Here is a 20,748-nt window from a genome sequence, read left to right on the forward strand (position 1 = left end):
CCACCTTCGCCTCCCGCAAAGCAAAGTACACCACTACGCCAAAACAAAGCAGCGGGACTATGAAGGCCGTGTTGATGCTGCCAGTGGCATCGGAGATTTGCCCCTGTATTCCCGTCAGCACCGCGCCACCCAGAATGGCCATAATGAGGCCCGAGCCACCGATTTTGGTATCCTGACCCAGGCCCTGCAAGCCTAGTCCGTAAATCGTTGGGAACATCAGCGACATACAGGCAGAAATCCCTACCAGGGCATACACACCTACGTAGCCACCCGCAGCCATGGCGATTCCGGTCAGGATCATCGCCAATACAGACAGGCTAGTTAGCAGTCGGCGGGGCGTGATAAAGCGCATGAGGTAGGTACATACAAAACGTGACAGCAAGAACAGTACAAGCGCACCCAGATAGTAGCTGGACGCCTCCTCTTCGTTCAAATCCAGTTCTTTCATAACATACCGAATGGTGAAAGACCAGATGCCGATTTGCGCCCCGATGTAAAAGAACATGGCCACGACCGACCAGACATAATGCCGTTTTTTGCGTAGCCGCCCCCAGGCATCTCCAAAGTCGAATCGGCTGTTTTCCTCGGAGGCAGTGGGCATCTTGTTCAGAAAAATTAACAACCAAATAATTACCAGGAAAGCTGCTACCCCCACGTAAGGACCCATGACCCCCGTGAGTTCCTCCGACTGAATGGCTTGCAACTGCTCGGGCGACATGGAGGCGCGTTCAGCCTCGCCTGCTACGTTGAGTTTGGATAAAATAAACAATTTGCTCAGTCCCACCCCGATAATCGAACCGATGGGATTGAACGATTGTGCCAGGTTGAGCCGCTGCGTCCCGGTTTCCTCCGGTCCCATCGCGATGATGTATGGATTGGCGGCCGTTTCCAACAGCGACAGTCCGCCTGCCAAAATGAAGAGCGTAGCTAGGAAGTGCCCATACACCATCGTCTTACTGGCCGGGTAGAACAGCAGCGAGCCCGCGATGAACATCCCCAAACCAATGAGAATACCCGTTTTGTAGGTATATTTTTTAATCAGAATCGCCGCCGGAATCGCCAGGCAGAAGTAGGCTCCGTAAAAGGCGTACTGCACGAAAGTCGTCTGGAAGTCGGACATGCTCATGATCCGCTTGAAGGCCGAGAGAAGCGTATCGGTCATGTTGTTGGCCAATCCCCACATCAGGAATAGGCTGGTGATAAGCATGAAGGGGAGGATCGGGGTCTTTTTTAACATAAAGGAGGAATAAGAGGAAAGGTAAGAAAGGAAAAAGCAATGCCTTACCTACTCCTTTTACCCCTTCATCCCTCCTCCTTTCCCTCTTAAAAACTACCTTTGTCTTATGAGAGAAACGCTGCAATACGACTACCGCCCCGAACACCTTGCCAACTCTGAACCGAACAAGTACCAGCCCGGTGATTTGCGGAAGGAGGAAATGGTGTTGAACGTCGGGCCGCAGCATCCATCCACACACGGCGTGTTACGGTTGGAAGTAGTTACCGATGGCGAGGTTGTGGTAGACGTAGTGCCGCATATAGGGTACCTGCATCGTTGTTTCGAGAAACACGCCCAGTCGCTGCCCTTCAACCAGGTTATCCCTTACGTGGATCGCATGGACTACACGGCGGCCATGAATTCGGAACACGCCTACGCCATGGGCGTGGAGCGGATGCTGGGCATCGAAAACGACATCCCGCCGCGCGTGGAGTACATCCGGGTGCTGGTGGCTGAGTTGAACCGCCTGGCGTCGCACTTTGTCGCCGTTGGCACCTACGCGATGGACATCGGGGCTTACACGCCTTTCCTATGGATGATGCGCGACCGCGAGCAGATTTTGCGGCTGCTGGAATGGGTGTGCGGCGCGCGGCTGCTGTACAACTACATCTGGATCGGCGGTTTGTTTTACGATCTGCCTGTCGGCTTTGAGGAGCGTTGCGGAGAGTTCATAAAGTACCTCAAACCTAAGTTGGTTGAGTTGCAACAACTCGTGATCGAAAATAAAATTTTTATCGAAAGAACTGCTAATGTCGGCGTGCTGCCACTAACGACAGCCATCAACTACGGCGGCTCGGGGCCGGTGCTGCGTGGCTCGGGCCTGCGTTACGACCTACGGCGTGTGGACGCTTACTCAGTCTATCCCAAACTGGATTTTGAGATTCCCATCGGCAAAGGCGAGGTCGGCACGCTCGGCGACTGCTGGGACCGCAACTGGGTGCGCGTGGCCGAATGCTGGGAGTCGGTCAGGATCATCGAGCAATGCCTGGAAAAGCTAACGAAGGAACACGCTCGTACCCGCGATTTCGATCCGCAGGCGCTGGTACCGAAGAAAATCCGTCCCAAGGCGATGGATTTTTACGTTCGGGCTGAGAATCCTAAGGGCGAACTTGGGTACTTCTTCCGCACCGATGGCCGTGCCGATGTCCCGGTGCGCTGCAAGGCGCGGTCATGTTGTCTGCACAACCTATCGGTCATCGGTGAAATTTCTAAGGGCGGATTACTGGCCGACTTGGTAGCCGTGGTCGGTTCGCTGGATTTGAATTTGGGGGAAATAGATCGGTAGGGACGTTGGACGCTGGACTTTCGATCAAGGTCTAACCGCTTGGCGAACCAGTCCAACGTCCAATGTCCAATTTACACTTTCTCAGCTACATCCACCAATTCGTGCTGCACGAGGTACTCTGCGATCTGCACGGCGTTAGTGGCCGCACCTTTGCGCAGATTGTCGGACACCACCCATAGGTTAAGCGTTTTGGGCTGCGTTTCGTCGCGGCGGATGCGGCCCACGAAGGTGTCGTCCTTGCCGTGCGCGGTAAGTGGCATGGGGTACACGAAATTTTTGGGATCGTCCTGCAAAACTACGCCGTCGGCGTTGCTGAGGATTTCGCGTACTTCTTCCAGGTCGAACTCATTTTCAAACTCGATATTCAACGCTTCCGAGTGGCCACCCATAGTCGGAATACGTACGGCGGTGGCGGTGACGGCGATGCTGTCGTCGCCCATGATTTTCTTGGTTTCGTTGGTCATCTTCATCTCTTCCTTGGTGTAGCCATTGTCAAGGAAAACATCAATATGCGGTAGTACATTGAGGTCGATCGGGTGCGGATATACTTTCTTGACAGAATCATCGCCCTTACGCTCGGCGAATAGCTGATCTACGGCTTCCTTACCAGTACCTGTCACCGACTGATAGGTCGAAACGACCACACGCTTGATCTTATATTTGTGGTGCAAAGGATTCAGCACCAGCACCATCTGGATTGTGGAGCAGTTGGGATTGGCGATGATTTTGTCTTCGGGCGTCAGGGTATGGGCGTTGATTTCCGGCACAACCAGTTTCTTGTTCGGATCCATGCGCCAGGCCGAGGAGTTGTCCACCACAGTGATGCCCGCTGCGGCAAACTTAGGGGCTAGTTCCAGCGAAGTACCGCCACCAGCCGAGAAAATCGCCACGGCTGGCTGCGCTTTGATCGCATCCTCATAGCTGACTACCTTCACAGGTTTACCCTTGAACATGATTTCCTTACCAATGGAACGTTCAGAGGCCACGGGCAGCAATTCCGTCACCGGAAAATTGCGCTCAGCCAGTACCTTGAGGATTTCGCTGCCTACCAATCCGGTAGCGCCTACGACTGCGATTTTCATTTTTTTGAATTGATTTTAGTAAAAATTGGGAGCAAAAATACGAAAAAATATTTCGGTTATTGGATAAGCTCAACGCCCCCAACGGTACATCAGGTCGGGCGTCACGCAAATGTCCAGCTTCACATCCCAGTCGTCAACATCCTCGATTTCGTTGATAGGGTCAAAATAAGATAGTCCGATTTTCAGCGTATCGGGTCGGCACTGGGTTAGAAATCGATCGTAGTAGCCACCGCCGTAGCCCACGCGGTGGCCTTGTCGGTCGAAGGCCAGTAGCGGCACGAGTACGGCATCGATTGATTGTACTTTGATAAATTGTGAAGTTTCAGGATTGGGTTCTTCGATTCCCCAGCGGTTGTATAATAGTGTTGTTTCATCGTTCCAGACGTAGTTTTCCATTCGTCTAGTTCCAGGAATCATGCGCGGGGCAGCCCATTGAAGCATGGGTCGTTTTTCTTGCAAAATTTGGCGGATGAAAAGGGTATCGACTTCGTTTCTTTCGGGATCGGCGATGAAAGAGTGGAGGAGATTTATCTTCGGATTTTCAGATAGTATTTCCCCTAGCTGTGCGGCAATGCGGTCCTTGTCGGCAGGTTCTGCTGCTGCTCTTTTTTTGAGGAAAAGTTCTCTTGTCTCTTTTTTCTTCACTTTCTTGACCGCTGAGTACGCAAAGATTTACACAGAGACTACAAAGAAACTCTGCCGCACCGGCTAGTACCGGATCTCTGCTTGAAAACTCTGCAGTCTTTGCGGTTAGTCTTACTCACTCTTCCAAAATATTGTATTTAAAATCCAAAGGATCGAAATACTCGAACAAAGCCTCGATGAAGTTCCTGTTATTGAGGTAAAAATTCAAGAAGTTATCGTGACGCTCCTGCGCCGAACCGTCTGGAAAGAACGTGTCCAGCAAATTCTGCAACTGCCCGATCTCTATCTCATGCTTCCGCTCCTCGGCCCGCCGAATTCGCTTTTCCAACTTTTCCAAAGAATTAAACAGCCGCGCTCGCTCGGCTAACACTGCCTTTTCCATTGTCACATCCACGTCCAGCGCCTTGTTCACCACTTTGGCAAGCACCTCGGCGAAGGCATACTTTTCCAGATCCAGCGACAGCGTGTGCTCCGAAATCCGCTCGACCAGATCACGTTTCATCTGGTACTTCTCTTTGAAAATACCCTTGTAAGAAAGCCCTAGTTTCTCCATACGGTGGCGACTTGCCGTATTGACGTACAGGGCAAAATTACGCGGAATCAACATCGGGAAAGGCACCTTATAATGCGTAAAAACGTCCTTCAACTGCAACCAGTACGGCACCTCTGATGGTCCGCCAATGTAGGCCAGATTGGGTAGAATGATCTCTTCGTACAAAGGCCGTAAGACTACATTAGGACTAAATCGCTCAGGATGCTCGCTTATTTCCTGCCGCATTTCCTCGTCCGTGAATTCTAGATTAGTGTTCAAAACGTTGAAAGTACCTTCCTGTCGGATAACCCGCTCACGCAGCTCGTCAGTCAGGTAAAAAAGATTGATTTCCCGTGCGTGAACGGGCGTGTGGTAGCCCAGTTTTTCCAATCGCGCGGTCGTTTCTTCTACCAATCGGCTGGAGTTCTGGTTAAACAATTCATCTTCGACGACGGGCAGGAAATGCCTTTTCAGAGCCGCATCGTCGGCGTCGAGCGTTACGAGTCCTTCCGCGCCGAACAGGTCGTGCATATAACACCGGGCGGCGTCAGCCAGTGTTTTGTTTTCAAGATAAGCCTTCTCGAAAAGTGGCACCGATTCGGGCAAGGCGTTCAGCACGGTTTCCAACTCTTGTGGATTCAGTCGCCCTACCGCGCCGCTATGCTCGCCGGACCAGGTGTATTTTTTGCCAAAAAGATTGAAGGAAGCAATTTCTTCGAAGTCATGATCTTCCGACGCCATCCAATAAATAGGGACGAAATCGTAGTCGGGATAAGTTTCCTTCAAAGTCCGCGCCAGGTTGATCGTCGTGACGATCTTATAAATCACATACAGCGGTCCAGTAAAAATATTCAACTGATGGCCTGTGGTCACAGTGAAGGTATTTTTGTCCAGCAACACGCTGAAATCAGGTGCATCGGCGATTCCTTCGTACTGCTTCGTCAAAACCTCCACCAGCGTTTTTCGCTTGGACGAGTCGAAGTCCGCACGTTGATCGATTGCCTGAATAGCCCCATCGCGGCTGGGAAATACGTCGTAAAACTCTTCTAGTTCGGGTTTCTGATCGAGGTAATCCAGCAGGAGCGTCGGGAATTGGCTGGTATTTCGTAGCGCAGCGGAATGTAGTTTCATCAGATCGAATCAGAGTCGGTAGTTGAAGATGCAGTAGTTCGCAAAATAGTCGGTTTTTCAACCACTTGCTGTTTGGTAAAGTTTCGGATCCCACAAAGCTAAGCCCATTGACCTGGATTCCCCACAAAAAGGCCGACTCTGAAACAGAACCGGCCCTTATCAATTTTGAATTAGTGATTTGGTGAATGAGAGAATTAAATGCTGAAATGGCGAAAGCAACATTCACTCATTTTCTCATTCGCAATTAGAAAACGTACTTATTCTCAGCCAGCATGACGTCGGCAATGCGGCGGCGGGCATCTTTAAGGTTTATGGGGTCGATTTTGGTGAATCGTTTCAAGCCCATCAACATTACGCGCAGCTCATCTCCTTCGGCAAAGGAAGTAATGGCCGAGCGCCCTGCCGAGTTGATCTTGTCCACGGCATCGTGCAAGTAGACCATTGCCATGTCCTTTTGCAGGGCTACGGCCTCCTCGCCTTCAATGCCGATTAATTTCTCCACCCGGAGCAAGGCCGATTCGGCAACATAGATTTCGATGATCATATCGGCCACGTCCATTAGGATTTCTTGCTCGTGCGAGAGTTTCATCATAAACTTCTGCACGGCGGCTCCGGCGATCATTAAGGCAGCTTTTTTTAAATTTTGCAATACCTTTTTTTCTTTTGCAAAAGGTACGTCCTCGTCTTCAGACCCGAAATCGGGGATCGACATAATTTCCTTGCTCACTGCCTGGGCGGGTCCCATCAGGTCGATTTGCCCTTTCATGGCCCGCTTCAGAAGCATGTCCACGATGAGCAAACGGTTGATCTCGTTGGTGCCTTCAAAGATGCGGTTGATGCGTGAGTCGCGGTAAGCGCGTTCCATGGGGGCGTCGGCGGAGTAGCCCATGCCGCCGTAAATCTGCAAACCTTCGTCCACCACGTAGTCAAGTACTTCGGAGCCATGCACTTTGGTTATGGCGCACTCGATGGCGAACTGTTCCACACCTTTCAGCTTAGCATCAGCTTCGCTCATGCCACCCTCCTGCAAATCCGCGATGGCGTCGTCAATATTCTGTCCGGCACGGTAGCAGGCGGTTTCTGAAACGTAAATCCGCGTCGCCATTTCGCCCAGTTTGTGCTTAATAGCCCCGAAACGGCCAATCGAAATGCCAAACTGCTTGCGCTCGTTAGCGTACTTTACAGCCTGATCCAGCGAACCCTTGGCCCCGCCCAGCACAGCCACGCCGAGTTTGATGCGACCAATGTTCAAGATATTGACAGCAATCTTGAAGCCATTGCCTCGACTGGAAAGTAGGTTTTCGACAGGTACCTGGCAGTCGTTAAAAAACATCTGGCGTGTATCGGAACCCTTGATGCCCAGTTTCTTTTCCGGCTCATTCATGGTGATACCACCGTAGGTATTTTCTACCAGAAAGGCCGAGAGGTTTTTATCCGTCTCGCCATTTTCCTCAATTTTAGCAAAAACAATGAACAAGTCCGCAAATCCGCCGTTGGTAATCCACATTTTCTGACCGTTCAGGACGTAATGCTTGCCGTCCTCGGTCAGAATAGCTTTTGTTTTGCCGGAATTAGCATCAGAGCCTGAGTCAGGTTCGGTCAGGCAGTAAGCGGCCTTCCACTCACCCGAGGCAAGCTTGGGCAGGTACTTAGCTTTTTGCTCTTCGTTGCCATAGTACACGATAGGCAACGTACCGATGCCCGTATGTGCCGACTGTGCTACTGAGAACGAATGTCCCGTTCCCAAGCTTTCGGCCACCAGCATAGAGGTGTTAAAATTCATTCCGAAGCCGCCGAACTCTTCAGGTACCGCCGTTCCAAGCAGACCGAGTTCACCGGCCTTATCCATAAGCGAGGCCATTAGCTCGGGCGACTTGGCGGCGTCGATTTCGTCGAGGCGCGGGTGTACTTCGGTGCGCAGAAAATCGCGGCAGGTTTCGGCGATCATCTGCTGTTCTTCCGTGAATTCCTCAGGGATGAATATCTGCGAGGCATCGGTTTCTTTGATTAAAAATTCACCTCCTTTGATAGAAGACTGTTCTGCAACTGCTGCCATGATGTATGTTTTTGAGGTTTATTGAATAATCTAACTGGTAGTATGCATGCATACTATATTTTACTGTTGCAAATATAACGATTGCGGAAGTAGTATGCAAGCATACCATTTCCGCAAGATTCAGTTTTCGGAAATTTTCTAAGCGACCGTACTAATCTTACTTTTTCAAAACCTTGAAAAGGCGAAGTTCCTTACCCTCTGATTCTACGCGAACAAAGTGGATACCCGGAGCGATGGATAAGCCGGATAAGTTGATTTGGGCAATACTACCATACAGCGTAATCCATTTAGCTGGAATAGGCTGACGCTGACCGTTAGCGCTGACGAGGGAAAACGAATAGGTAGCGACAGGCTGTCCATCAGGAAGTTGAATGTTAAAAACACTCTCAAACGGATTAGGATAACCCGCCCACTCTTCGAGCGAGCGGCTGACTTGGCTGGAATCGCCGGGCGCAATGCTAAACTGGATATTGTCAACTAGCACTAATGAGTCCTTTCTGTAAGCTGATGCTGTAAGCGTGTAACCACCCACATACGGCGCAAAGCCCCCGTCCTCCGGGAAAAGGGCATGCGGGAAGCGGAAGGCCCTACTGCTGTGGCGGTAGGGGCCGCTCAGGTCAAAGTCGATCCGGTCGAACTCGAAGTTGCCGTAAGCGTTTACATTTAGCCGGGGCGGCAATGAACCCGCGCGCAACTCATCTCCTTCCTTTAAGGTCAAGATTCGCTGCCTTTCGATGAGGGTACCTGAGCGCATAAGGTCGAAAGTGATTTGGGGTATCTCAACGCGAATCAGCAACGGGGTTTCTACATACCCGCCGTTGTTGTCGTATGCTCGCACCAGCACGCGATACTCGCCCTGCTCGGTGGGTGTACCCGAGAACTCATTGAGCGAGAAATTGAGCCAGGCAGGAAGCGTTTGTACCGTAATCAGTGAGATATACCCGTCGCTGTCGCCAAAAATATCGGCGGGCAATGTGTAACGGAACGGCTCATTGACTTTGGTAAACTTCACGGGTAAAGTCTTCTGCACGTAAGGCGGATTGTTTAAGAACTGCGGCTCTACTACCTGAATGGTAAAGAACGTCTCCACGAAGGCATTCAGGTCGTCGTAAGCTTTAAGGGCGATGCGATATTCCTCAACTTTGGTGGGAAAACCCTTGAATTGGCCATCTTGAAAAGCGAGCCAGGACGGCAAAGTACCTACTTCGATGCGGGTCACGGTGCCGTCGGCGTCAGCAAAAAGGTCTTTGGGCAGCGTGAATTCAAAAGGCTTGTTGAGAGATGCTGTGACGGTCGTCAGGCTTTTCTTGACGGTGGGCGGCTTGTTGGCATTCTCGCGCGTGTCCACCCGAATAGTAAAGTAGGCTTCGGTAGCTCCGCCCTCGTCGTCAACGCCGCGTACCAGCAGCCGGGTGTCGCCCAGGGCGGTGGGCTTGCCGATAAGTTGCCCGTTCTCGTAGCGAAGCCAAGTCGGGAGGCCTGAAACCTCCATTCTGACAACGGTACCGTCGCGATCAGCAAAGGTATCCGTCGGTAGTTTATATGTAAAATCACTCGATACAGCAATGATCTGCATCGGCACGGGACTTAATAGGTAAGGTGGGACATTTTCGGCAGCCTTCCAGTACTCGGGCTGCAACAGGTCCTCGATAAGGACGACGCTCACCGGGCGGGGAGGCCCGTTGCCTCGGGCCTTCTGCTTCCAGGCACCATAGGCCAAGTCGTCCACGCTCTTGTCCACCGCCCGTGACAGGCGATAGGCGACCGTGTCGGAAGTCACGATCGGCGTCATGGGTTTGGGAATCCACTTATTGGCTGAGTTCCTGATCACATCCCTCATCGCCGCTATATGTCCAGTGGTAGACAGCACAAAAGCTACCATCTTGGCTCCGCTCTCGAAACATTCGTCGATCTGCTCGTAGAATTCGCTGCTTGGCAAGTAGTCAGCGTAAAAAACCTCGTTCATCACCCATTGGTCGGGCCGGATGCTGCCGCGGATGATGTCCATTGTCCAGCGGTGGTCGTAGCGCGCATCGTCGTGTATTTTCACCCCATCGGTCTTTTCCCCAAGGTCACGAAAAGCCAACGTTCCGCGCACCCCGCTCACTGCATCGCTCACCGCCCCGAATTCATTGATATAACCAATGTTTTTATCTACGTCCTTAATAGTTTTGATCATGCGATCATTGAACTGCTTCAAGGCCAAATGCCGAAAAATATACCAATCTTTGCCTCGCCGTCCGAAGAAGGATTCCTTCGGTTCCCAGGGTGTCACCGGGGGAAGTACCTCCTCAAAAGTTTTATACTCAGCTCCCCAAAGCAGGTTGAGGCGGATGATTTTCTTGTACTTCTCCTGTAGCCACGTCCTGAAACCCTTTTTGTAAAAATCAGAGTAGTCGAAGATCGAGAGGTAGTTGTCGAGGTATTCGCCCTTGGGCGGAATATTGATCATATGGTAGCCCGCCTCCTGAGTGGGGGTAGTGACGACCGAAAAGAAAATCAGGTTGTTGTCCTTCTGCAGGTACTTGTAACGTTCCGTGACCTGCCTGACGAAGTCGGCGGCCAGCTCGACCGACGGCTGGTGCAAGTAGCTGAATGAAGTGGCGTCGTAAGCCTCACGTAGGGGATATTGCTTGTAGTCTTTCATGCTTTCGGCCTCGGTCCAGAACCCCTTCAGATCATTCCGGTTGCGGCCTATCATCACGCGGATCGCTACTTTTAGTCCGAGCTTCGTGGCGAGCTGTACCTGGCTGTCGTATCGGTACCAATCGCCGGGTTCCGATGGTGATTTCCGGTATACTTTATCCCAATGAACGGTAAGCAGCAGTGAGTTTACCCCGGCATCGGCTGCCTGCCGAATCACTTCCAACTCGAAGTCTTTTTCCTGCGAAAGATTTAATTGTAGCAGAGAAAAGTAACGTTGTGTGTTGCCAGGAGCCAGTGGCGCCTGAGCTGCAAGGTTACCAGAGGCCAAAAATCCGGCCAGCCACATACTCAACCACATGACACATTTTGACCGTTCCCCCATTATTCTATCGTAAACCATCCCCATGTTTTCAGCAATAAAACTACCCTTTACTACCCACCCCAAACCGGGGAGCATGTCCTAACAACGAATCATCCGTCGTTTTCTGAAACAAATTTGAAAAAAAGTAAAAAGAGGGATTTTACGGAATATTGGATTAAAGGTAAGAGAAACCTGGAAGGCTCACAAATGTTCGTGAAAGGTCCCGATAATTCGTTCCCATTCGGCCATTCCGAGTTCGGAGCCGAATTCAGCGGCTCTTTCCCGGGCGCGGGCAGGGTCGAAGAGGGCGCGGTGCTGCCGCCAGTGCTGCATCGCCTGGGCAAATGCTCCGATGTCTAAGTTGGGGACCACCGTCCCGATTCCTTCCACGACAAACTCAGCCGGCCCGCCCGAATCGAACGCGACGATGGGCTTGCCCAGCCAAGCTGCCTCCATCATCACTAAGCCCAGCGGCTCCTGTCGGGAGGTCAGCATGAAGCCGTCGGCGGCGGCAAGGTGGTCGAAATAGTCCTCCTTCTTGGCACCCACGAGATGAATTTTGGTAGTTTTACTTTGCTGGCAGCGTTTTTCGGTCAAATATACCATGCCGTCAGGAGAGGATTTTCCCACCCACACCAAGTGCACCGTCGGGTCGTCGATGGCCGCCGCCAGGTCGGGCAACAGGTCGAAGCCCTTGCGCTCGGAGGTAGTGCCGGACATGATCCAGACAAAATCGCCCGGCTGCACGCCCCATTCTAGGCGGAGGGCTTCCGCCCGCCCGGGCGACGGGTCGATTTCTTTCAGGTCGATGAAGGAGAGTAGTTTCTTTACGGATGTGCCACCAGAGGCGCGGAGGTTGCGACAAACTACCTCGGAGCAACCGATCAGCAAGTCGGAATCCTGCACGATGCCGTGATAGTCCTGACGCCCCACAAAAGCCAGCATGTGCGAAAGCTCGTGAATATGGCTGACGACGGGAATCGAGTGCTTGCGGGCCGCCTGAACTACCTCGCCTAGCATGACGGTGTTGACGTACCAAAAGTCGGCTTTGAACTCGCGGACAAGCTTTTCCAGAAAACGATCCATAGGGTGAAAACCCAGGTGAAACGACACCCGCTGAGCCAGGGTGTAACGGCCCGGCCCAATAAACACCGGGATGTTGGCGGGCACTTCCGTGAGCAGCTCGCCGTCGGCAAAGCTGACCAAGCCGGCTTCGTACTTTTCGGGGTCGAGGTGCCGGAGAATGTACAGGAGCATCATCTCGGAACCCGTGCGCGTGGCGTAGGGCGTAAAAAACAGAATCCTGGTGCGTTTTTTCAAGGGGTGGATTGTAGATCTATATTCTCTGATTCTTTGATCTTGTACAGATGTTTTTTGTTGAATAATGTTTTGAAAAAATACTTTAACAAAACACCGTTTTTTTTGATAAAAATACGCTGGGTGCGTAGTTCGGCGAAGGGATTACCGTGTTTCCGCACATTGACGCTCATCTTCCAGACCATGATAACGGGTATCATCAAAAGGTTGGAAGCGATCGAAAATAAATACGCCCCTGTCCCGTACTGTTTCCTGATCCACAGAAAGTTCGATACCTGCATCTGCGTGCTGAAACGGTTGATCCAGGAAATGCTGGTACGTCGGAAAGGATTGTTGTTTTCGAGATGAATAAAAGTGCAGTCTTTGAAGTAACATAGCTTCCCTACTTTGCCCAGCCGCCCCGACCACTCCACGTCCTCGCCATACATGAAGAAATCTTCATCAAATCCCCCCGCTGCGTTCACCACTTCCCGGCGCACCAACACGTATGCGCCTGTCAGCCAATCATGCTGGTCAGGATCATCGTAGTGGGGTTCGGGAAGTAGTTTATTGATAACACGCTGTAAGAAGTCCGAAGGTGGGACGATGAAAAAAGTTTTCCTGAACTCGTTGAAACTTCGATAAAAAGGCATGGGCGTACCGTCGGCATAATACTGCAAAGCTCCACAGGCCGCGACGTCAGGGCGGATGTCCATTCGTTGTACACAACGGCTAATGACATCGTCAGTCAGCAAGGTGTCGGCATTGAGCAGCAGAAAGTACCTTCCCTCGGCTACTTTCATGCCCGCATTATTGGCCCGGCCAAAGCCCGAGTTGTAGGTCATGTCGATCCATCTGACTTCGGAATGCCGACTAAGCACCTGATCCTTACCGCCTCGCTCGGGGTCGTTGTCTACGACGATAACTTCAAAAGTAACCTCCCTCGTATATCTGTAAACAGTCGCCAGACAATCCAGAATAAGCTGCGGAGTGCGGTAGTTGACGATGATTATAGAGACATCCATGCAGTATGGTGGAGGGGCGATAGAGGGTGCAAAAGTAGAAATTCTGCGCTTAAATCTTTGCACGCTCCTTCCTGATTACACTGCGCGCACCATTATCATCTGATGCTAAGCCCGGTGAAAGTTTTTTTAACTTGCGGCTTTTTGAGGAATGGCGCCAGCCAGCTCGGATCCCGTTCCTCCTTTGGGAAACTGAATTCGATCCTGCTTTTCTTCTGACACGAGATGAACCATCTGCTATACCATGACCCGTATTTGTTTGAGTATTTCGGGATTGTAGTCTTATTAGTGATGTTGCTCGGGGTTTCTTTTCTTTTCGCTAAAGCCCAAGCATTACAAAAGTTCCTTGGCTTGGGCTTGGTACTTTGTCCGATCGTTTACTTTTACCTAATTGTCGATGCCCACCTCGTCAATGTTCCCTTCATCGACGACTATCTGCTCCTGGAAACGGTTCAGCAGTTCAAAACCGAACAAAATTTTCTCGAAGCTACCAAAATTCTCTTCACTCAGGTCAACCAACACCGCTTCGCCTTCGAACGATTGGTGATGCTGACGCTGGTATTTTTTACAGGTACTGTCAACCTCAAAGTCCTGATTACTCTTGGTAACCTATTCCTGCTTGGCATTCTGTATCTTTTTTTCCTGACTTTTAAGCAGGAGCGAGTAGCCTGGTACTATTTCTTGCCCGTTCCGTTTGTGCTATTTAATCTCACGTACTACGAAAATGCTTTCTGGGGTATTGCGGCTATCCAAAACACACCGCTGCTCTTTTTTGCTTTTCTTTCCGCTTACGGACTGAGCCGTTCCGACCGACTCGGCTGGTGGATAGGAGCCGTTTCTGCCTTAGTGGCCACATTTGTGAGTGGAACAGGCATGCTGGCCTGGGTAATCGGGGCAATCATCCTGTTTTTTCAAAGAAAATACAGATCAATTTTCCCATGGTTGGGATTAGCCATCGGATGTATTAGCTTCTATTTCTTATTTGATTACCAATTTATTGTCTCAGCTACTACGGACAAGCCCTGGCAACACCCCATCTTCAACGGCTTGCTGATGCTGGGTTTTTGGGGAAATGCGCTTTACCTCGACATCCCCCACGCGATGCAGCAAGCCTTTTACCCCGACATGATGGCTTGCGTCTATCTGGGCTTATTCATTGGGATAGTGTTTCTCGGCTGGACGGTGCGATTTTTTATCAGTCGTAAAATAGTAAGAAGCTATTGGTTTGTGTTGGGCGCTTTGCTGTTCGGTTTAGGAACGGGGGCCATGTTCGTGCTGAGCCGCCCAATGAATCAGTACTTCATGTACGGCGGCAGCATTTTTTCACGCCGCTACATGATTTTTGGAGCTGTGCTACTGGCGGTAGCTTACCTCGCATTGATAATACTAACCAGGAGGCTGCGCTACGTGCAGCCTGTAGTCCTGGCTCTTGGGATGCTGGGTTTCGTCGTACTCAATTTCCAGAGTTATCATACTTCCATCGTCCATCTTCGCCAACAACACGACGAACTACTGCTCGATGCTTACTACTGGAAGAACTACACCACATTCCTTACGGAAGGCGATAATTTTGGCGACAAGCCCTTTTGGAACCACCCCACTCGCATGAAAGAACTGATTAGGGCCACAGAAAGCAGCGGTTTGAGCAGATTGTACGCGTCTGACAAACTACCCTCTCCTGCCAAACTCCGGTCTCAAACCCGCGATAAGTCGGGGGCTTTCAAAGGTGATTTTGCGGCCAAAGCCATGTCTCAGATTGCTGAGAATAACTACCCAGCCGAATATCTCGAATTTTATGTGAGAGAAAAATCAGAGCGAGTTCCAACTAATTTCCTGCTGATATCGAACCAACATGTCCTGCCCTTGCCCGCCCTTCCTATACCTCATTCTTTGGAAAACTTTTTGAAGAAGAGAAGTTATTACGACTCAGAATTACGGTATGGCATGTACCGCAGTAAACTACCCTCAGGCCAGTTTGAAGTCTGGCTGATGTCGAGCGAGGCACCTGAAAGCAAAAACTGGGACTTGCGCTTTACAGGGAAGCGGATAAGTTTGTCAGCAGATTAGAGTCAAGAGGAGGCAAGAATGTATTCGTCGAATACTTTTCCTCCCTCCTCCCTTCCTCCCCTTTATTTGACCTTCAACACAAAATCTAAATTCACATCATCGCTGCCGGGGCCGGGGGTGCCGTCTTTTTGGGCCTTGTTACTGACAGGTGGCTGGTGGCGGAGCTGTACTTTGAGTTTGCCCGTACCAGCGGCACCGGTAAGTACCATGCCCGTCAGGCCAATCGGGAGTTGGTTCGCGTCTTTATCGCCATAGGTGTATTTCAATAAGTTGGCCGGTGTGGCCGTGTAAACCAGCAAGTGTTCGGCTGCTTCTTCCTTTACTTCCTCGCCTATGTCTTCAGCCGGGTTCTTGCTTTCATCCAGCAGCTTTATCTTCAAAGTGTAAATCGTGTTCGCTTGCAGCGAAATGGTGTCGAACTTTGTCGGTGGATTGCCCCCATCGCCATCCACATCGCGATAAGTGAATGTCTGAACGGTTGGAAATCCGGAACTTTCAGGCGTAAACTCTAACTGCACGGTTGTAATCAGCTCGTTTTCGTCGTCAGGTGTGATGTCCTCAGCACTTTTACACTGCGTCAACAGAACTGCCAGACCCAGCAGTGATGCGAGTGCCCATTTTCTGTTCTTTCTCATTTTTAACATGGTTAGCTATGGTAAACAAAATATTAAGTAGGTAAAACGTTAAAAAACATACCGCGCCCGCAGCGACACATTGCGTCCCATGTCGTCGGCGTAGTAGCGAAAGCGGTTGAGGTAGTCGCGATAGGCAGTATCTAAAATGTTTTCCGCCGTCAGAGTCAGTTCCAGTTGGTTCATTTCAGAAATTGCCAGTTTGCCGCTCAATTGCGCATTCCACAGCGAATAGCCCGAAGGTGGCGGGGCGAAATCGCCGCCGGGCGGAACCCGCCGCTGCTCCCCGACCCAGCGGTTGCCAACGGCAAAGAATATTTTCTCCCAGCGCCCTTTATCTCCCCAGGTGTATTTTAGCTGATTTTCCCAGCGGTTGGCAGGGATCATCACCAGGTAGGCATCGTTGCGGACATCGCTCACGCGCAGGTACGTGAGTTTGCTCATCCAAGACAAACGACCGTTTAATTTCCAGTCTGCCGAAACATCGATCCCCTGAAACGTGGCGTCGGTTTGGGTGTATTTGAAAAAGGGAAAAGCGCCGCGTACCGTCAGAATGGGTTCGGGCTGGGGCTTCAGGTAAATATAATCCCGGATGTGGTTGTAGTACCCGCCCACTTCCATTGTCAGGCGGTCACTGGCGTAGCGAACGCTGGCGACGGTGTTGAGAGCCTTTTCCGGTATAAGGGTGGCGTCGCCTCGCTCATAGGCTGCCGCACCGTGATGGACGCCGTCACTAAACAATTCGCTCACGTTGGGCGCTCGCCAGGCCGTACCGAAGTTAAGCAGCACCGACCAGTGATCATTCAGGTTGCGCCCGGCTCCGAAAGTACCCGAGGCATTGTAAAAGTTAAAGTGGTCGGTAGTTTTGATTCGGTTGACGAAACGATAGGTAGTGAGGTCGCGGTAATCGTAGCGGAGGCCCGCCTCCAATTCCCAGCCGTTGCTCACGAGCCGCTCGATGGCAAAGAGGCCTATGTTCCACTGGTCGAAGTTAGGAATTAGGGGCCGGCCGTCCATGAGATTGTACTGGTACAAGGTACTTACGCCGATCTGCCCGGACAGTTTCCCCGCCAGTGGTTTGTGATCCCAAATAATGTCGTTGGTCAGCGTCGTGAGCCGGAACGAAAGTTCGGGGCGGTTGAGTGCCGCGAGCGAATCGTTGCGCGGAGCGTGGAGATCGTATTCCAGACGATTGTCGTATTGGTAAGCCGAAATCCATTTCAGGCGGTTGCCATCAGGAAAGTGGTAGTGCATCTCGCCTTTGAGCAGGTTGTGGGCTACATCTTGGTATGGACGGTTGATTATATAGCTAAAATCAGACTTGATGAGCGGCTCACTACTTTGGATCACGTTCAGCAAGTCCGTCACGCTACCGATGTGCGAACCCGAGAAAATACCGAGCTTGGTTTTAAAATGACTGTAATAAATTTCTGCACCGAAGCCCTTGTGTCGATAGCCCGCCGCCAGTGAGAAATTGCGTTCAGCGCTCCCCGTATTGTCCAGGAAGTAGTTGGGTGTTTGGATGTTGCCGCCTCGCTTGAGCGTTCCCTGCGCTCGCCAGCCGAAACCGCTGAGCCCCTTCACGCCGCCTTGCAAGGTAGCTGAAGCCGCGCCCTGCCTCCCGTTAGAAAAAGCGGCTGCATTGACTTCGCCGCGGAGGGGTTTGTCAATGGGCAACTCCTCCGGCTCTACGAGAACTACACCGCCGATGGCGTCGGAACCGTAGCGGACACCCGCCGCGCCCTTGACGACCGACAGCCTCGTAGCCACGAAGGGGTCGATTTCAGGTGCGTGTTCCGAACCCCACTGCTGGCCTTCCTGCCGGACGCCATTGTTCATGATGAGCACCCGGTTGCTGTGCATCCCGTGGATGACGGGCTTGGCAATGGACGAGCCGGTTTGCAGCATCGAAACGCCCGTGATCCCGCTCAGGCTTTCGCCCAGCGACTGTCCGCGCGTCCGGGCCAAGTCACTGCCTGTAAGAGTAGTGAGCGGTTGCGATATGGGCGCGTCAGTACGGTGCGCAGTGATTTCGACGTCTTTCAGGTGAATTTCTTCTTCAGCCAAAGAAAAGTCCTCCTCGTGACCTTCGGTAAGATTGACTGTGTCGCGGCGCGACTGGTAGCCCACAATCCGGCACTCTATCTCGTAGCGGCCGGGGCAAAGTCCCGTGAACTGGTACCGTCCATCAGCATCGGTGAAGACGCCTTGATTCGACTGCGTCAACAACAGCGTCGCCCCTACTACTGGTTGACCGCTATGGTCATCCCGAACAGTACCTTTGATAAAACAATGGCAGTCTGGTTTTTGAGAAAATGAATTAGCAGAAACAAACAGAAAAAGCAAGCCCATCAGCCAAGCTGTTGGTAGCGTTTCTTTCACGAATTTATTCCTCTTTGACATCATCCGTTCGTGATGATTACAGTTTGTTTACAGTCACAACGGGCAAAAGTAAAGCTTTATGCAACAATGTTGCAAATAATTAGATAAAGTTCTTTTCCTGATGCTACCCTTTCCTGGTTTCCTACCTTTGCGGGCTATTACCACATAAATCTGATCTGCATGGACTATGTTTTCCTTATAAAATTAACCCTCATGCCGTTGCTCATCGCTGGCGTCACACTTTCCGTTCGTCGTTGGGGAGCAGGACTGGGCGGCTGGATTGGTGGCTTTCCCTGGGTAGCGGGGCCAATTTCGTTCTTCATGGCTTGGGAGCAAGGTTCTACTTTCGCCGCTAATACCATTCCAAGTGCCCTCATGGGAGCGATTGGAACATTTTTCTTTGCTTATTTTTACGCGTCCCTTTCTCGCCGCTGGTCGTGGCTGCCGACTTTACTGGCGAGTTATGGGGCATTCTTTGTGGTGGCGATCATCGCGTTTTACTTTACTCCCCCGCTGCTTTGGGGGATTGTCATTTCGCTTTCTGTCCTGTCCACCGTATTGTATTTCTTTCCGAAACCCAGCCAAGCCGATGTCCCGCCACGCCAGCCACGCTTCGACATTCCACTCAGAATGCTGGTTGCTACGCTTTTTGTTCTAATCCTGACACAGGCCGCCGAGCGATTAGGGCCGGAATGGAGCGGGATTCTCACGCCTTTTCCCATTATGACCTCAACGCTAGCTGTATTTACCCACGCACAACAGGGTTCCACCGCCACTATTCGGATTATGTATGGACTGCTGCTGACGGGCTACGGCTTCCTCACTTTCCTGGTTGGGGTACACTGGCTGGTACCGCTGTTGCCCATTGGCTGGGCGTACCTGATCTTGCTCGTCGGGACGCTCGCGCTGAATGGTGCGACGATTCGACTGATCAGGTAGTTAATTTGATTATCAATAAGTTACTGACAATTACAGAGGTTGACTTGATCGGCATGGATCGAAGTTGAGCGGCATCACGAACTGATTTATAATTTGTCTCAAAACAAGAAAGCCCTCACTCAAAGAGTGAAGGCTTTTCCATACTATACACACACTAAAACTTCTTGAATTTCTTCAAATATCTTGAATTCAGACGAGGATGCTGCGGGTGAGCAGTTCGCCGAAAATATTGGCTCCCAGGGTTTTGATGGGGTTCCTCACCACCGGGGTCGAGAGATAATGCTTCATATCAGCAGTGATCTCAAATGTTTCGTAAGCCGAACGGTCAAAGAGCAGGTAGTTGCTTTCCAATTCGAAAATCCGGTAGCGACTTTGGTTGAAACGGTAATTCGCTTTCCTGTTCAAATTATACGTTGTCGTCGTATTACTTTCAGGCCTGATAACCATCGCATTATGGATGTATGTCCAGCCTTCCCACTGATCAGGGTATTTTTTAATATACCCGCCAAAGTACTTATAAATGGCTCTCAGTGAACGTTGGCTGAATTCTTCACGGCCTTCGTTTTTCTTTATCGCAATCGGCTTCCCAATGCGTAACACATTTTGCAAGTTCTGCTTCCGGTACTGCACGATGGGCAGAATTGGTACACCGGACAGATAACTGGCGTAGGGAATTCCCTTGCGCACTTTGATCTGCTGGTTCAGAAAATCAACGACCGTTTTATGTTCCTCGCCCGATCCGGTATCGCCGTCGATGTAAACGAGTAGCGAACGTCCGGCTTTTAGTTCGCGGGTCATCTGTAAGAGAACGCGGGGATCTTCGGCGTTGAGTATATTGACCTTGCTGGGCGTTTGGAAGGTATCGTGCATGTTGGTGCAGTATTCCTTAAACTCGGCCCTTTTCGTTTCAAAAATCTCCTGGCGCACCAAGGTAGAAAACTGGTAGCCTTTGCGAAGCAGCGCGTTGGCGATCAACCGATACGAGCCGATGTGGAACGTACAAAAGATGAACGGCTTTTTCGGATTATTGATTAGCGACAAATCGCCTTCCAGGGCCGAAACATCACTCAGGTGCATTAGCTGCCGATCAAACTTTTCGAGTGATAGGTTACGTAGCAGGTTCGTATACAGACTTTCGTGTTCACTTTCCCTAACCTGGGGCAGGAAATTGGTTAGATTGGCCGAAAACAGTCCCGATCGTACACAATACCCTTCATCTCTCCGCATATCAACTTTATCGAAGGCAGCGATGCACTCCTGCGCTACCTGCTGGTAGGATGTCAGTGTTTTTGCTTTCATGATCAGCGGTATTTACGGATGGGAATGGTTTTTACAGAGAGATGGATAAGCCCTTTGGAGCTACGGCAACTGCTCCATCAAAACATGACTTATCTCC

The 20,748-nt window shown here is 51.1% G+C and carries 14 protein-coding genes; 3 read left to right on the forward strand and 11 right to left on the reverse strand.

Annotation, left to right across the window (positions count from 1 at the left end; all coding sequences use genetic code 11):
* The coding region (gene fucP, locus ACEW8P_RS02500; protein ID WP_373511534.1) for an L-fucose:H+ symporter permease at positions 1-1,237 on the reverse strand (1,237 nt) is incomplete at its 3' end.
* 106 nt (positions 1,238-1,343) lie between these two features.
* On the opposite strand from fucP, the gene ACEW8P_RS02505 reads away from it, so the two are divergent.
* Complete coding sequence (locus ACEW8P_RS02505; protein ID WP_373511535.1) at positions 1,344-2,561, forward strand: NADH-quinone oxidoreductase subunit D; 1,218 nt, start codon at positions 1,344-1,346, stop codon at positions 2,559-2,561.
* A gap of 71 nt (positions 2,562-2,632) precedes the next feature.
* Here ACEW8P_RS02505 and ACEW8P_RS02510 read toward each other — a convergent pair whose 3' ends face one another.
* The 7 genes from ACEW8P_RS02510 to ACEW8P_RS02540 form a co-directional block, all read right to left on the reverse strand.
* Positions 2,633-3,643: an aspartate-semialdehyde dehydrogenase gene (locus ACEW8P_RS02510; RefSeq protein WP_373511536.1), complete on the reverse strand. Its 1,011-nt coding sequence runs from the start codon at positions 3,641-3,643 to the stop codon at positions 2,633-2,635.
* Between the two features lie 69 nt (positions 3,644-3,712).
* Positions 3,713-4,288 (reverse strand): 5-formyltetrahydrofolate cyclo-ligase, encoded by a 576-nt coding sequence (locus ACEW8P_RS02515; protein WP_373511537.1) that lies wholly within the window; start codon positions 4,286-4,288, stop codon positions 3,713-3,715.
* A 115-nt stretch (positions 4,289-4,403) separates the two neighbouring features.
* The gene (gene bshC / locus ACEW8P_RS02520; protein WP_373511538.1) at positions 4,404-5,951 is read right to left on the reverse strand and encodes a bacillithiol biosynthesis cysteine-adding enzyme BshC; all 1,548 of its coding nucleotides are present in this window, start codon (positions 5,949-5,951) and stop codon (positions 4,404-4,406) included.
* 244 nt (positions 5,952-6,195) lie between these two features.
* Positions 6,196-8,007, reverse strand: coding sequence for an acyl-CoA dehydrogenase family protein (locus ACEW8P_RS02525; protein WP_373511539.1), 1,812 nt, complete (start codon positions 8,005-8,007; stop codon positions 6,196-6,198).
* A 157-nt stretch (positions 8,008-8,164) separates the two neighbouring features.
* On the reverse strand, positions 8,165-11,011 hold the full coding sequence (locus ACEW8P_RS02530) for a putative Ig domain-containing protein (RefSeq protein WP_373511540.1): 2,847 nt from the start codon (positions 11,009-11,011) through the stop codon (positions 8,165-8,167).
* A gap of 204 nt (positions 11,012-11,215) precedes the next feature.
* A complete protein-coding gene (locus tag ACEW8P_RS02535; protein WP_373511541.1) occupies positions 11,216-12,334 on the reverse strand; it encodes a glycosyltransferase family 4 protein in 1,119 nt (372 codons plus the stop codon).
* Positions 12,331-13,335, reverse strand: a complete 1,005-nt coding sequence (locus ACEW8P_RS02540) for a glycosyltransferase family 2 protein (protein ID WP_373511542.1) — start codon at positions 13,333-13,335, stop codon at positions 12,331-12,333. Before ACEW8P_RS02540 ends, ACEW8P_RS02535 begins: the two co-directional genes overlap by 4 nt.
* A gap of 348 nt (positions 13,336-13,683) precedes the next feature.
* Between ACEW8P_RS02540 and ACEW8P_RS02545 the strand changes: the two genes are divergently transcribed.
* Positions 13,684-15,399 carry a hypothetical protein gene (locus ACEW8P_RS02545; protein ID WP_373511543.1) on the forward strand — a complete coding sequence of 572 codons (1,716 nt, stop codon included), beginning with the start codon at positions 13,684-13,686 and terminating at the stop codon, positions 15,397-15,399.
* Between the two features lie 62 nt (positions 15,400-15,461).
* On the opposite strand, the gene ACEW8P_RS02550 is transcribed toward ACEW8P_RS02545, so the two are convergent.
* Complete coding sequence (locus ACEW8P_RS02550) at positions 15,462-16,034, reverse strand: hypothetical protein (protein WP_373511544.1); 573 nt, start codon at positions 16,032-16,034, stop codon at positions 15,462-15,464.
* A gap of 48 nt (positions 16,035-16,082) precedes the next feature.
* Entirely contained in the window at positions 16,083-18,413 is a 2,331-nt protein-coding gene (locus ACEW8P_RS02555; protein WP_373511545.1) for a TonB-dependent receptor, read from the reverse strand.
* Positions 18,414-18,626: 213 nt separating this feature from the next.
* On the opposite strand from ACEW8P_RS02555, the gene ACEW8P_RS02560 reads away from it, so the two are divergent.
* A complete protein-coding gene (locus tag ACEW8P_RS02560; RefSeq protein ID WP_373511546.1) occupies positions 18,627-19,352 on the forward strand; it encodes a hypothetical protein in 726 nt (241 codons plus the stop codon).
* A 189-nt stretch (positions 19,353-19,541) separates the two neighbouring features.
* Here ACEW8P_RS02560 and ACEW8P_RS02565 read toward each other — a convergent pair whose 3' ends face one another.
* The gene (locus ACEW8P_RS02565; RefSeq protein WP_373511547.1) at positions 19,542-20,651 is read right to left on the reverse strand and encodes a hypothetical protein; all 1,110 of its coding nucleotides are present in this window, start codon (positions 20,649-20,651) and stop codon (positions 19,542-19,544) included.
* Positions 20,652-20,748 lie beyond the last annotated feature (97 nt).

The organism is Persicitalea sp. (genome assembly GCF_041751555.1).
Taxonomy (GTDB): Bacteria; Bacteroidota; Bacteroidia; order Cytophagales; family Spirosomataceae; genus Persicitalea.

What these genes read in the sequence shown, in the direction of transcription:
- ACEW8P_RS02505 (WP_373511535.1), top strand. Translation starts at nt 1,344, where the DNA reads ATGAGAGAAACGCTGCAATACGACTACCGCCCCGAACACCTTGCCAAC.
- ACEW8P_RS02510 (WP_373511536.1), bottom strand. Translation starts at nt 3,643, where the DNA reads ATGAAAATCGCAGTCGTAGGCGCTACCGGATTGGTAGGCAGCGAAATC.
- bshC (WP_373511538.1), bottom strand. Translation starts at nt 5,951, where the DNA reads ATGAAACTACATTCCGCTGCGCTACGAAATACCAGCCAATTCCCGACG.
- ACEW8P_RS02525 (WP_373511539.1), bottom strand. Translation starts at nt 8,007, where the DNA reads ATGGCAGCAGTTGCAGAACAGTCTTCTATCAAAGGAGGTGAATTTTTA.
- ACEW8P_RS02530 (WP_373511540.1), bottom strand. Translation starts at nt 11,011, where the DNA reads ATGTGGTTGAGTATGTGGCTGGCCGGATTTTTGGCCTCTGGTAACCTT.
- ACEW8P_RS02540 (WP_373511542.1), bottom strand. Translation starts at nt 13,335, where the DNA reads ATGGATGTCTCTATAATCATCGTCAACTACCGCACTCCGCAGCTTATT.
- ACEW8P_RS02550 (WP_373511544.1), bottom strand. Translation starts at nt 16,034, where the DNA reads ATGAGAAAGAACAGAAAATGGGCACTCGCATCACTGCTGGGTCTGGCA.
- ACEW8P_RS02560 (WP_373511546.1), top strand. Translation starts at nt 18,627, where the DNA reads ATGCCGTTGCTCATCGCTGGCGTCACACTTTCCGTTCGTCGTTGGGGA.
- ACEW8P_RS02565 (WP_373511547.1), bottom strand. Translation starts at nt 20,651, where the DNA reads ATGAAAGCAAAAACACTGACATCCTACCAGCAGGTAGCGCAGGAGTGC.